This window comes from Ramlibacter ginsenosidimutans, assembly GCF_016654015.1.
GTDB lineage: Bacteria > Pseudomonadota > Gammaproteobacteria > Burkholderiales > Burkholderiaceae_C > Ramlibacter > Ramlibacter ginsenosidimutans.
Map to the genome: position 1 here is coordinate 216,329 of NZ_JAEPWM010000007.1, position 12,299 is coordinate 228,627.

At 70.2% G+C, this 12,299-nt stretch carries 13 protein-coding genes; 5 read left to right on the forward strand and 8 right to left on the reverse strand.

Annotation, left to right across the window (positions count from 1 at the left end):
- Positions 1-48 precede the first annotated feature (48 nt).
- The 3 genes from JJB11_RS17310 to JJB11_RS17320 all read left to right on the forward strand — a co-directional run bounded on the left by JJB11_RS17310 (position 49) and on the right by JJB11_RS17320 (position 3,896).
- A complete protein-coding gene (locus JJB11_RS17310) occupies positions 49-1,470 on the forward strand; it encodes a PAS domain-containing protein (protein ID WP_201174162.1) in 1,422 nt (473 codons plus the stop codon).
- Between the two features lie 92 nt (positions 1,471-1,562).
- Positions 1,563-2,930, forward strand: a complete 1,368-nt coding sequence (locus JJB11_RS26410; RefSeq protein WP_201174164.1) for a DUF3300 domain-containing protein — start codon at positions 1,563-1,565, stop codon at positions 2,928-2,930.
- A 42-nt stretch (positions 2,931-2,972) separates the two neighbouring features.
- A complete protein-coding gene (locus JJB11_RS17320; protein WP_201174166.1) occupies positions 2,973-3,896 on the forward strand; it encodes a DUF2950 domain-containing protein in 924 nt (307 codons plus the stop codon).
- An 82-nt stretch (positions 3,897-3,978) separates the two neighbouring features.
- Here JJB11_RS17320 and JJB11_RS17325 read toward each other — a convergent pair whose 3' ends face one another.
- The 8 genes from JJB11_RS17325 to JJB11_RS17360 form a co-directional block, all read right to left on the reverse strand.
- Entirely contained in the window at positions 3,979-4,587 is a 609-nt protein-coding gene (locus JJB11_RS17325) for a hypothetical protein (protein ID WP_201964910.1), read from the reverse strand.
- An 89-nt stretch (positions 4,588-4,676) separates the two neighbouring features.
- On the reverse strand, positions 4,677-5,285 hold the full coding sequence (locus tag JJB11_RS17330; RefSeq protein ID WP_201174168.1) for a Maf family nucleotide pyrophosphatase: 609 nt from the start codon (positions 5,283-5,285) through the stop codon (positions 4,677-4,679).
- Positions 5,278-5,745, reverse strand: coding sequence for a 23S rRNA (pseudouridine(1915)-N(3))-methyltransferase RlmH (gene rlmH, locus JJB11_RS17335; RefSeq protein ID WP_201174170.1), 468 nt, complete (start codon positions 5,743-5,745; stop codon positions 5,278-5,280). The genes JJB11_RS17330 and rlmH overlap by 8 nt, the downstream gene beginning before the upstream one ends.
- Before the next feature lies 1 nt (position 5,746).
- On the reverse strand, positions 5,747-6,445 hold the full coding sequence (gene rsfS / locus JJB11_RS17340) for a ribosome silencing factor (RefSeq protein ID WP_201174183.1): 699 nt from the start codon (positions 6,443-6,445) through the stop codon (positions 5,747-5,749).
- Entirely contained in the window at positions 6,442-7,044 is a 603-nt protein-coding gene (gene nadD / locus JJB11_RS17345; RefSeq protein WP_201964911.1) for a nicotinate (nicotinamide) nucleotide adenylyltransferase, read from the reverse strand. The genes rsfS and nadD overlap by 4 nt, the downstream gene beginning before the upstream one ends.
- Positions 7,041-7,955 (reverse strand): oxygen-dependent coproporphyrinogen oxidase, encoded by a 915-nt coding sequence (gene hemF / locus JJB11_RS17350; RefSeq protein ID WP_377372019.1) that lies wholly within the window; start codon positions 7,953-7,955, stop codon positions 7,041-7,043. The genes nadD and hemF overlap by 4 nt, the downstream gene beginning before the upstream one ends.
- 1 nt (position 7,956) lies before the next feature.
- Positions 7,957-9,237, reverse strand: a complete 1,281-nt coding sequence (gene purD / locus JJB11_RS17355; RefSeq protein WP_201174185.1) for a phosphoribosylamine--glycine ligase — start codon at positions 9,235-9,237, stop codon at positions 7,957-7,959.
- On the reverse strand, positions 9,234-9,959 hold the full coding sequence (locus tag JJB11_RS17360) for a YebC/PmpR family DNA-binding transcriptional regulator (RefSeq protein WP_201174342.1): 726 nt from the start codon (positions 9,957-9,959) through the stop codon (positions 9,234-9,236). Before JJB11_RS17360 ends, purD begins: the two co-directional genes overlap by 4 nt.
- Before the next feature lie 422 nt (positions 9,960-10,381).
- On the opposite strand from JJB11_RS17360, the gene JJB11_RS26095 reads away from it, so the two are divergent.
- Both JJB11_RS26095 and JJB11_RS17370 read left to right on the forward strand, forming a co-directional pair.
- Positions 10,382-10,921: an REP-associated tyrosine transposase gene (locus JJB11_RS26095; protein ID WP_242529005.1), complete on the forward strand. Its 540-nt coding sequence runs from the start codon at positions 10,382-10,384 to the stop codon at positions 10,919-10,921.
- 114 nt (positions 10,922-11,035) lie between these two features.
- Positions 11,036-12,283, forward strand: a complete 1,248-nt coding sequence (locus tag JJB11_RS17370) for a GTP cyclohydrolase II (protein ID WP_201174189.1) — start codon at positions 11,036-11,038, stop codon at positions 12,281-12,283.
- The last annotated feature ends 16 nt before the right edge of the window (positions 12,284-12,299 follow it).

The following is a 12,299-nucleotide window of genomic DNA, read 5'->3' on the forward strand; positions in this document are numbered from 1 at the left end:
TCTTGTGGGCGACTCCTCGGCCACAGGATAACGCAGGAGCCGCTAAACTTGCCCGCTTCGTCCGCAGTTCCCGTGACCCCCGACATTCCCAAGTTTCTCCAAGGCGGCGGCGCCATGGGCGAGCGCATCCGTGCCTTCGACTGGAGCCGGCATCCCCTGGGGCTGCCCGAGCGCTGGCCCGAGTCGCTGCGCATGGCCATGAGCCTGTGCCTGAACTCCAGCTTCCCCACCGCGATCTACTGGGGTCCCGAGCTCCACATCCTCTACAACGACGCGTGGTCCGTGATCCCGGCGGAAAAGCACCCGTGGATGCTCGGCAAGCCCGCGCAGGAGGGCTGGTCGGACATCTGGCCCATCATCGGCCCGCAGTTCCGCCGCGTCATGGAGGGCGAAGGACTCGCGCTGTACGAGGAGATGCTGCCCATGGTGCGCGGCGGGCAGCCGCGCGAGACCTGGTGGAACTACAGCATCACCCCGATCCGCAACGCCGACCACAGCGTGGCCGGCATCTTCAACCAGGGCAACGAGGTGACGGAGATCGTGCTCGGGCGCCGCCGCCGCGAGGCGGAGCTGGCCCGCTGGCGCGAGACCTTCCACCAGGCGCCCGTGCCCGTGGCCTTGCTGCGCGGGCCCGAGCACGTGTTCGAGTTCGCCAACGACGCCTACCTGCGACTGGTCGGCGGCCGCGCGGTAGCCGGCAAGGCGCTGCGCGATGCGCTACCGGAAATCGTGGAGCAGGGATTCGTGGAGCTGCTGGACGGCGTGCACCGCAGCGGCGAGCCCTACATCGGCGCCGGCGCCAAGGTGATGCTGCAGCGGGCGGAGGAAGGCCCGGTGGAGGAACGCGTGCTGGACTTCATCTACCAGCCGCTGCGCGATGCGGCCGGCCAGGTGGACGGCGTGCTGGTGCTGGCCACCGACGTGACGGAACGGGCGCGGGCCGAGTCGGCGCTGCGCCTGACCAACTGGCAGCTGGGCGAGGAACGCGCCCGCCTCGCGTCGCTGATGGAGGCGGAGCAACGTGCGCGGCTTGCGCTGCGGCGCGTGAGCGACGGCCTGGAAGCGACCGTGAAGGCACGCACCGCGGAACTCACGCAGGCGCTGCAGGCGCAGCGCGCCGCGACCGAGCGGCTGCGCGCGGCCTTCGCGACCGACCTGATCTTCCAGGGCTTCATGGAGACCGACGGCACCTTGCGTGACGCGAACCCGGCGTCGCTGGCCGCGATCGGCTCGCGCCTGCAGGACGTGGTCGGCCGGCCCTTTTGGGAGACACCGTGGTTCGCGGCCACCGACGGCGCGCCGGAGCGCATCCGCGCCGCGGTGGATGAAGCGCGCCAGGGCCGCAGCGTGCAAGGCACGATGGCCGTGCGGCTGCCGCAGGGCGAACGCCAGTTCCGTTTCCTGATCCGCCCGATGGTGAACGCACGCGGCGAACTCGTGGGCCTGATCCCGGAAGCGCAGCCCCTGTAAAGCCGCATGCAGCGGGCAGCGCAGGCTGCCCGACGCCCCATGCGACCAAGGTCCCATTGGCCCGGCAGGAGCGCTTGCCTAGCCTCCCGGGCATGCTGTCCTCTCCGCCACGCCACACGAGTGCGCCAGTCCGGTTCTCCCTGAGTGCCGTCGCTGCCGCTGCCCTGCTGCTCGCTTTCTCGCCCGGCCCGGTGTCAGCCCAGGCTCCAGCCGCGCCCGTGACGGCGGCTGCGCCCATGCAGGCGGAGCAGCTCGAGCAACTGGTCGCGCCCATCGCGCTCTACCCGGACGACCTGGTCGCCATCATCCTTCCGGCTTCCACCAACCCGTTGCAGATCGTGCAGGCGGACCGCTTTCTGGACCAGCGCAAGTCCAATCCCAAGCTGGAACTCAACGCGCAGTGGGACGACGCGGTCAAGACCCTGTGCAACTACCCGGACATCGTGAAGAAGATGAGCCAGGACCTCGACTGGACCACCCAGCTCGGGGAAGCCGTCGTGGCGGACACGGGCGAAGTGCTGGAGGCGGTCCAGGCCTTCCGGCGGCGCGCGCAGTCGGCGGGCAACCTCAAGTCGGATGACAAGCAGAAGGTGGTCGTCGAGCAGAACGTCATCAGCATCGCGCCGGCCAATCCCGAAGTGGTGTACGTGCCGCAATACAACCCGCAGACCGTGGTCGTCGCGGGCGCCTATCCGACCTACCCCTACTACCCGGCTCCCTACCCGGCCTACTGGTATCCGTATGCGCCGGGCGCCGCGCTCGCCGCGGGCGTGATCTGGGGCGCGGCCATCGGCGCTGCCTGGAGCGGCGGCCACTACGGCTACGGCGGCGGCAACAACACCATCAACATCGATCGCGGCGACCGCAACACCACCATCAACCGTGGCGGCGACCGCACCAACGTCAACAGCGGCAATCGCGGCAGCGGCAACCAGTCGACCCAATGGAAGTCCGACAAGAAGCCGGGCCAGGTGAGCGGCTCGGTGGGCGGCGGCAATCGCGGCGCGCGCGCGGGCGACACGCGCACGAGCGGTGCCGGCGGCGGCAACTTCGGTGGCGGGGCCGGCGGGGGTGCGGGCGGCGGGCGCCCCGGCACGCAACCGTCGGGCGGCTTGGGGGGCGGTGCCGGTGGCGGTGCGGGCGGTGCACGCCCCAGCACGCAACCGTCGGGTGGCTTCAGCGGCGGCGCCGGTGGCGCCGGCGGCGGTGCGCGTCCCAGCACGCAGCCGGCCGGCGGCGGTGGCGGCGGCTTCGAGGGCATGGGCTCGTCGCGGCAGACGCAGCTCGATAGCTCGCGCGGCGCGTCCAGCCGCGGGGCCGCGGGATCGTCGTCAGCGGGCCGCGCGCCCTCGGCAGCGCCGCGTTCCGCTCCGGCGGGGCGGCCCTCCGGCGGCGGCGGTGGTGGCGGCGGGCGCGGCGGTGGCGGTGGTGGTGGACGTGGAGGCGGCGGCCGCCGCTAGGAGTACACGACCATGCAATCCACTCGTTCGAGGCTTTCCGCCATGCAAGACACCCCGCCCGTGCGCCTGCGTACCGCGACCCGCGCCCTGCTCCTCGCTGCATCGCTGTGCATGCCGCTGGCGCTGCTCGCGCAGCAGACCACCTTCGCCGATCCCGATGCGGCCGTCGACGCGTTCTCGCACGCGCTGCAGGCGAACGACGAAGCCGCCCTGCTGCAGATGTTCGGCGACAAGTACCGCGACGTCGTGATCACCGGCGACCCGGCCTACGACGCCGCACGGCGCGCCGAGGCGGCATCGGCCCTCGCCGCGCGCAAGCGCATCGAGGAGCTCGGGTCGGACCGGCGCATCCTGCACATCGGCGCGCAGGACTGGCCCTTCCCCATCCCGCTGGTGCGCGCAGGCGCGGGCTGGCGCTTCGCGACCGAGCAAGGCGCCGAGGAGATCCTCAATCGCCGCATCGGCGCGAACGAGCGCAATGCCATCTACGTGATGCGTGCACTGGTCGACGGACAGCGGCAGTACGCCGAGCGCGACCGCATGGGCGACGGCGTCCTGCAGTACGCGCGCAAGCTGGGCAGCTCGCCCGGCAAGCACGACGGTCTCTACTGGCCCACGCAGGATGGCGAAGGAGAAGAAAGCCCGCTCGGGCCGTTGGTCGCTTCGGCGTCGGCCGACCTGAAGGATCACGCCGAGGGCGCGCCGTTCAAAGGCTATCGCTTCCGCATCCTCACCAGCCAGGGCCCGCACGCACCGGGCGGCGCCTACAGCTACATCATCAACGGTCGCATGATCGCCGGCTTCGCCGCGGTGGCGACGCCGGCGGACTGGGGACACAGCGGCATCATGAGCTTCATGGTCAGCCACAACGGCAAGCTGTACCAGAAGAACCTGGGACCGAAGCCGCCGGCGATCACGAAGTTCGATCCGGGCCCGGGCTGGACCGAGGTCGAGCCGGCACCCTGAGCGGCGCGACGCAATGAGAAATGGCCCCGCGGGGGGCCATTTGCTTTGGGCAGTGCCAAGGCGGCCCCGCGGGGCCGCAAGCTCACTTCTTCGCCGGCTCGACCCTGATGGCCAGGGACTCGGTGTAGAGGGCATGCACCTGGTCGCCCTTCTTGATGTTCTTCAGCTGCTCCGGGTCTTCCACCACGAGGTCCACGAGGTGGCCGCCGGGGCCCTTGAGCGTGACCAGGTTCTTCTTGTGGTCCACGTGCACCACGTCGGCCAGCACGCTGACCTGCCGCACGGCCTTGCCGCCCGGCTTCTCGCCCTTCTCGGAGCGCTGCAGCTCCTCGCCGCCCTTCACTGCAGGGGTGCCGCCGCCGCCCTTCTTCAGTTCGAGCGCCACGGCTTCCGTGTACTCGGCATGCACGCGGTCGCCGACCTTGAGCTGGTCGAAGTTGCGCGCGTCCTCGCCCACCTCGACTTCGACTTCCTTGCCGTCCTGGCGCTTCATCGTGACGGTGCGCGTGGCCTTGTCGATGTGCGTGATGGTGGCCGTGGTCTTGATGGTCTGGCCGACCACGGCCTTGCCCGGCGCGGTGGCGACGGCAGTGTCGACCGTGGCAGCGGGCTTCTGCGCGGCGGCCGGCAGGCACGCGGCGGCGAGGACGCCGAGTGCGAACAGCGCGGGCGCAGTCTTGCGGATCATCATGGGGGCTTCTCCTGGGGGGTTGTGTGGGTGACCCCGGGAGGATCGGGCGCGCACCTGCGCATCGCAATGGGACCTAGGTCCCACCGGCCTCACACGGCCAGGCGCAATCCCGCTTGCCGCAGCAAGCCCGCCGTCTCGTGCAGGGGCAGGCCCATGATGCCCGTGTAGGAGCCGGCGATGCGCGCGATGTGCGCGGCCGCGCGCCCCTGCACCGCGTACGCGCCCGCCTTGCCCATGGGTTCGCCGCTGGCGACATAGGCGCGCACCTGCGCGGGCGTCAGCGCCGCAAAGGTCACGCGCGAATCGCTGAGGGCGGTGAGCCGGCGCCGACCTGCCTGCACCTCCACGGCGGTGAGCACGCGATGCGTGTGGCCGGAGAGTTCCCGCAGCATGCGCGCCGCATCGCGCGCGTCCTCGGGCTTGCCGTAGATGGTGCGGCCCAGCGCCACGGTGGTGTCGGAGCAGAGGATGGGCGCGGGCGGCAGGCCGCGCGCTGCGCGCCGCGCGACGGCGGCGTCCAGCTTCAGTCCGGTCACGCGCCGCACGTAGGCGGCGGGCGCTTCGCCCGGATGCACCGCTTCCAGCGCCTCGCTGTCTTCGCCGGGATCCGGCAGCAGCAGTTCGTAGCGCACGCCGAGTTGCTCGAGCAACTGGCGCCGCCGCGGGCTCTGGGAGGCGAGATAGACGAACTCACTCACGGTGGTAAGGGTGCCCTGCGTTGATGGACCACGCACGATAGAGCTGCTCGGCCAGCAGCACGCGCACCATGGCGTGCGGCAGCGTCAGGTCCGAAAGCCGGATGCGCTCGTGCGCGGCCTGCCGGAACGCGGGCTCGAGTCCGTCCGGGCCGCCGATGACGAGCGCCACCGTGTCGTTCTCCAGCGGCCAGGCCTTGAGCTTCGCGGCGAGCGCCACGGTGGTGAGCGCCGTGCCACGCTCGTCGAGGGCGACCAGGCGCGCGCCCTTCGGAATGGCCGCGGCAATGCGCTCGCGCTCGGCGGCCAGCAGCGCCGGCAGCGTTTTCGAGGCGCGCGGCTCGGTCTTGACGGCCTTCAGTTCCAGCCGCAGCTCCGGCGGAAAGCGCTTGGCGTAGTCGTCCCAGGCCGCCTGCGCCCAGTCGGGCACGCGCTGGCCCACCGCGACCACCAGCAGGCGCATCTCAGGACTTGCGTGCCGGCGACTTCGCGGGAGTCTTCTTCGCGGCTACCTTCTGCGCGGGAGCCTTGCGGGCTGGCGCCTTGAGCGCGGCCTTGCCCGCTGCGCTCTTCGCGGTGGTGCGCGCACCGCCCTTGCCCCCTGCGCTCTTCGCCGTGGTGCGCGCGCCGCCCTTGGCGGCTGCCTTCTTCGCCGGTGTCTTGGCCGCGGCCTTCTTCGCCGCGCTGGCCTGGCGTTCGGCCGTCTTCACCGCGCTGCTGCGGCGCAGGGACGGCGGCGGGGCCTTCTTCGCGGCGGGAGCGGGGGCCGGCTTGGGCGCTTCGGCGGGCTTGGCCGCGCCGAAGCGCACGCGCACCGGCTTGTCGCCCCAGATCTCCTCCAGGTGGTAGTACTGGCGGATCGTGGGCTGCATGATGTGGGCGACGGCGGCGCCGCAGTCCACGATGATCCATTCGCCGTTGTCCTCGCCCTCCACGCGCGGCTTGGGGAAGCCAGCCTCGCGCACTGCGTCGATCACGCTGGAGGCGAGCGCCCTGGTCTGGCGGTTGGACGTGCCCGATGCGACGATGACGCGCTCGAACAAGGGGGACAGGTGCTCGGTGTTGAAGACCTGGATGTCGTGGCCTTTCACGTCTTCCAGGCCATCGACGATGGCCCTCTGGAGCTTCTGCGTGTCCTTCTTGGCGGCGGTTTCAGTCGTCATCCGATGTCTTCGTAAAGGTGGTGGGTTTCAATATAACGGGCAACGGCTGGCTCAACCAGCGCGATGATGTCTTGCTGCGCCGCCCGGCGGGCCCGGATCTCGGTGGCGCTCTCGGCCATTGGCGGCAGGACCAGCCGGTGGACGCGCACGCCGGGCAGCGCTTCCAGCGCCTGCAGTCCGTCGCCGGAGCCGCGCCCGGCAACGCACAGCACGGCCATGCGGGCAATGTCCTGCCAAGCATGCCAACGCTCGAAGCCGGCCGCCTGGTCCTCGCCCATGATGAGGTACAGCTGGGCACCGGGATGCGCAGCCTGCAGTTCACGCAGGGTGTCGATGCTGTAGGTCGGGCCGCTGCGCCTGAGCTCGCGGTCATCCACCTCCACGCCATCGAGGCCGGCGAAGGCCAGGCGGGCCATGGCCAGCCGGTGCTGCGCCGGCGTGAGGCCGCGCTCCTTGTGCCATGCATTCCCCGTCGGGAAGACGTAGAGACTATCGAGCGCGAGCTGCTGCACGGCGGCCTGCGCCAGCACGCGATGGGCGCGGTGCGGCGGATCGAAGGCACCGCCGAACATGCCGACGCGCGATAGCGGCTGGCTCACAGCCAGTCCTTCCGCGGCAGGAAGCGGCGCAGCAGTTCCTCTTCGCGCGAGCCCGCCTCGGGCTGCTGCTGGTAAGCCCAGGACGCGTGTGGCGGCATGGACATCAGGATCGACTCGGTGCGGCCGCCCGACTGCAGGCCGAAGTGCGTGCCGCGGTCCCAGACGAGGTTGAATTCGACATAGCGGCCGCGGCGCAGCAGCTGCCAGGCGCGCTCGCGCTCGCCGTACGGCAGGTCCTTGCGCCGCTCCAGGATGGGCCGGTACGCGGGGATGAAGGCATCGCCCACCGAGCGCATCAGCACGAAGCTGGACTCGAAGCCCTGCTCGAAGTAGTCGTCGAAGAAGATGCCGCCGATGCCGCGTGCCTCGTTGCGGTGCTTCAGGAAGAAGTAGTCGTCGCACCAGGCCTTGAAGCGCGGGTACTTGTCGTCGCCGAACGCCGCCAGCGCATCGCGGCAGGTCGCGTGGAAGTGCACCGCGTCCTCGTCGAAACCGTAGTACGGCGTGAGGTCCATGCCGCCGCCGAACCAGTACACGGGCTCGCCCTGCGGCGGCAGCGCCGCGAGCATGCGCACGTTCATGTGCACCGTCGGCGCGTACGGATTGCGCGGATGGAACACCAGGGACACGCCCATCGCCTCGAAGCCGGCGCCGACCAGGTCGGGCCGGTGCTGCGTGGCGGAGGGCGGCAGCCGCGGCCCCGTCACCTGCGAAAAGGCGCAGCCCGCGCGCTCGAATACCTGGCCGCCCTCGAGGATCATCGTGCGGCCGCTGCCCTGCAGGGGCTCGCCCGCTTCCTTCTGCCAGAGGTCGGCGCGGAACGGCTGCCCGTCGAGCGCGCCGAAGGTGTCGGTGATGCGCTGCTGCAGGTCCCAGAGGTACTCGCGGACCTGGGTCCGCCGCACGTCCACGCTAGCCCTTCACGGCGCGGAAGCCGATGTCGCGGCGGAACTGCGCACCGTCGAAGCTGATGCCGCGCAGCAGCTCGTACGCATGCAGCTGCGCCGCCTTCACGGTGTCGGCCATCGCGGTGACGCACAGCACGCGGCCGCCGGCCGTGACGATCTGGCCGTCCTGGGACGCCGTCGCTGCGTGGAAGACCACCGCATCTTCCGTGTCCTTGGGCAGGCCGTGGATCACGTCGCCCTTGCGCGGGTCCATGGGATAGCCGGCCGCGGCCATCACCACGCCCAGCGCCGGTCGGCGGTCCCACTGCAGCTCGACCTGGTCGAGCCCGCCAGCCGTGGCGGCCATCATCACGTCGAACAGGTCCGACTTCAGCCGCATCATGATCGGCTGCGTCTCGGGGTCGCCCATGCGGCAGTTGAACTCCAGCGTCTTCGGATGGCCCTGCTTGTCGATCATCAGGCCGGCGTACAGGAAGCCCGTGTACGGGATGCCGTCCTTCTCCATGCCGCGCACCGTCGGCAGGATGATCTCGCGCATCGCGCGCGCATGCACCTCGGGCGTCACCACGGGCGCGGGCGAGTAGGCGCCCATGCCGCCGGTGTTCGGGCCCTGGTCGCCGTCGCGCAGCCGCTTGTGGTCCTGGCTGGTGGCGAGCGCGGTGACGTTCCTGCCGTCGCACAACACGATGAAGCTCGCTTCCTCGCCCTGCAGGAATTCCTCGATCACCACCCGGGCACCGCCGGCGTTGTGGCTCACGCCCAGCTTGTTGTCCAGGAGCATGAAGTCGATCGCTTCGTGCGCCTCGGCGGGCGTCATCGCCACGACGACGCCCTTGCCTGCGGCCAGGCCGTCGGCCTTCACCACGATGGGCGCGCCCTGCCGGTCGACGTACGCGTGCGCCTGGGCGGCGTCCGTGAAGGTCTCGTAGGCGGCCGTCGGGATCTTGTGCCGCGCCATGAAGGCCTTCGAGAAGGCCTTGGAGCTTTCGAGCTGCGCCGCCGCCTGCGTCGGGCCGAAGATGCGCAGCCCGTGCGCGCGGAAATCGTCGACCACGCCGGCCGCCAGCGGCGCCTCGGGGCCGACCACCGTCAGTGCGATCTTCTGCTTCAGCGCCCAGTCGCGCAGCTGGCGCAGGTCGGTGATCGGCACGTTCTCCAGCCGCGCGTCCATGCCGGTGCCGCCGTTGCCGGGCGCCACATACACGGCCTGCACCTTGGGAGACTGCGCCAGCTTCCACGCCAGCGCGTGTTCGCGCCCGCCGCCGCCGATGACGAGAACCTTCATTCAGCGATCTCGGCGTTCGTGTACACGTTCTGGGCGTCGTCGAGGTCTTCCAGCACGTCCAGCAGCTTCTGCATGCGCTGGCCCTCGTCGCCGGAGAGCTCGATCGTGTTCTCGGGACGCATGGTCACCTCGGCCACCTCGGGCTTCAGGCCGGCGGCTTCGAGCGCGTTCTTCACCTTCTCGAAGTCGGTGGGCGAGGTCAGCACCTCGATGGCGCCGTCGTCGTCGACGATCACGTCGTCGGCGCCGGCTTCCAGCGCGAGCTCCATCACCTGGTCTTCGCTGGTGCCCGGCGCCAGGATCAGCTGGCCGCAGTGCCTGAACTGGAAGGCCACGGAGCCTTCGGTGCCCATGCTGCCGCCGTACTTGCTGAACGCATGGCGCACTTCCGCCACCGTGCGCACCTTGTTGTCGGTCATCGTGTCGATGATGATCGCGGCGCCGCCGATGCCGTAGCCCTCGTAACGGATTTCCTCGTAGTGCACGCCTTCGAGGTTGCCCGTTGCCTTGTCGATGTTGCGCTTGATCGTGTCGGCCGGCATGTTGGCTGCCTTGGCCTTGTCGACGGCCAGGCGCAGGCGCGGATTCGCCGCAGGATCGCCCCCGCCCTGGCGAGCGGCGACCATGATTTCACGGATGACCCGGGTCCAGATCTTCCCCCGCTTCTCGTCCTGCCGCCCCTTGCGGTGCTGGATGTTCGCCCATTTGCTGTGACCGGCCACGCTCGTTCCTTGTTCTGTGCTGTACGCTTCGTTGGCCCCCATTCTACTTTTCGCCTCATGGCGGAACGGAAAGCGTCAGCCGCATCGGGCTGTCCGTGCTCCTGGCGGGCGTCAAGCGCGACCTGAGCGGCATCAGCCAGCCCGGCAAGCTCGAGAGCAAGCTGGCCCAGGTGCGAGTCGCCCAGGAGAAGCTCAAGGGTGCCTCCTCGGCGGGAAGAAGCAGGCACCGGAGCCGCGGTCTTTGTAGGCTGGCGGTGAGCCGCAGGCGAACCCCAGCTTGCTGCGCGACGCTGGATCGCTGGGGTTCGCTTCGCTCACCGCCAGCCTACTTGCTGCGCTCACCGCCAGCCTACTTGCTGCGCTCACCGCCAGCCTCGTTATTTCGAAGGATGCCCTCCACCGCGCACGCGCGTTGTGGTCGCATGCGCACCTACATCCGCACCCAGACGCCCGGCGCGACCTACTTCTTCACGGCCACGCTCGAAGACCGCGGCGCGCGGTACCTCGTGGATCACGTGGCGGAGTTGCGGGCGTGCCTGAAGACCGTGAAGGAACGCCATCCCTTCGAGATCGAGGCGATGGTCGTGCTGCCCGAGCACCTTCACGCGCTGTGGCGCCTGCCGGAAGACGATGGCGACTACGCGACGCGGTGGATGCTGCTGAAGCAATCGTTCACGCGGCGCTTGACGGAGTTGGGCGTCCTGCCAGCCGAGGCCCAACAGCCCCGCGGCCGCCGCGGCGAGCGCACCGTGTGGCAACGCCGCTTCTGGGAACACCAGATCCGCGACGAAGCCGACCTCGCCCGCCACATAGCCTACATCCATTTCAACCCCGTCAAGCACGGATGGGTGCTCCGCGCGCGGGACTGGCCGTATTCGAGCCTGCACCGGTTCGTGCGCGAGGGCCGGCTGCCGCAGGACTGGGGCATCAGTGCGGCGATCGAGGGCGCGTTCGGCGAGTGAACCGCCCGGCACTCCGGGCCAACCGCGCGTACGGGCGACGCGACACGCTGTTGCCACAAACTCGCCGCCGGGCCCGGCGTTTGCTAGAGTGGGCTTTTGCTACCAGCGAGCACGATGGCCGACACCTCTTCCGCTCCGCGCCACATCCGGCTGACCTCCCACGCGGGAGGACAAGGCGCCCTCCCCATCCACTGGGGTGCGGCCACGGCGGCGGAGCGCGGCCCGGTCGTGGGCACCACCACCAACCGCGGCCACCGCAACGTCATCGGCACGCACAGCGGTTCGTACAGCGTGTACCGCGCGCTCGCTGTCGCGGCCGGCGCGCTGAGCCGCGAGCACAAGGCGGACCTCACCAACACCTCGCCCACCGACCAGATCGGCCCTTACCCGCAATGGTCCGACCCGGGCAAGATCGTGAGCCTCGACCCCTGGGGCGCGGCCGTGGCCGACGTGTTCGCGACCGAACTGGCCGCCGGCTACGACATCCGGCCCACCATCGCCGTGACCAAGGCGCACGTCGTCCTGCCGGAGGTGATCGAGGCGATGCAGAAGGGCCGCATCTCGGCCGACGGCAAGATCCTGATGCGCGGAGGCGCGGCCTGCGTCACGAAGGCGGCGATCGAGCCCGTGTGGTGGCTGCCCGGCGTGGCGAAGCGCTTCGGCTGCTCCGAGGCCAACCTGCGCCGCGTGCTGTTCGAGGAAACCGGCGGCATGTATCCCGAGCTCGTCACGCGCAGCGACCTCGAGGTGTTCCTGCCCCCCATCGGCGGCCAGACGGTCTACATCTTCGGCAACCCGCGCGACCTGGCCAATCCCGAAGTGGAGCTCACCGCGCGCGTGCACGACGAGTGCAACGGCTCGGACGTGTTCGGCTCGGACATCTGCACCTGCCGGCCCTACCTCACGCACGCCATCGAGGAATGCATCCTGGGCGCGCAGCGCGGCGGCGTCGGCCTGGTCTCCTACTCCCGCAAGGAGGGCCGCGCGCTCGGCGAGGTGACGAAGTTCCTGGTCTACAACGCGCGCAAGCGCCAGGTCGGCGGCGACACGGCGGACCAGTACTTCGCGCGCACCGAGTGCGTCGCCGGCGTGCAGGACATGCGCTTCCAGGAGCTCATGCCCGACGTGCTGCACTGGCTGGGCGTCAGGAAGATCCATCGGCTGGTCTCGATGAGCAACATGAAATACGACGCGATCACCGGCTCGGGCATCGAGGTGGGCGAGCGCATCGACATCCCGGCCGGCCTCATCCCTGCGGATGCGCAGGTGGAGATGCAGGCCAAGAAGGCCGCCGGCTATTTCACTCCCGAGGGCGCGCCCGACGCGGATGCCCTGAAGAACACGAAAGGACGCGCGCTGTGAGCCGCGGGGCCGCCGC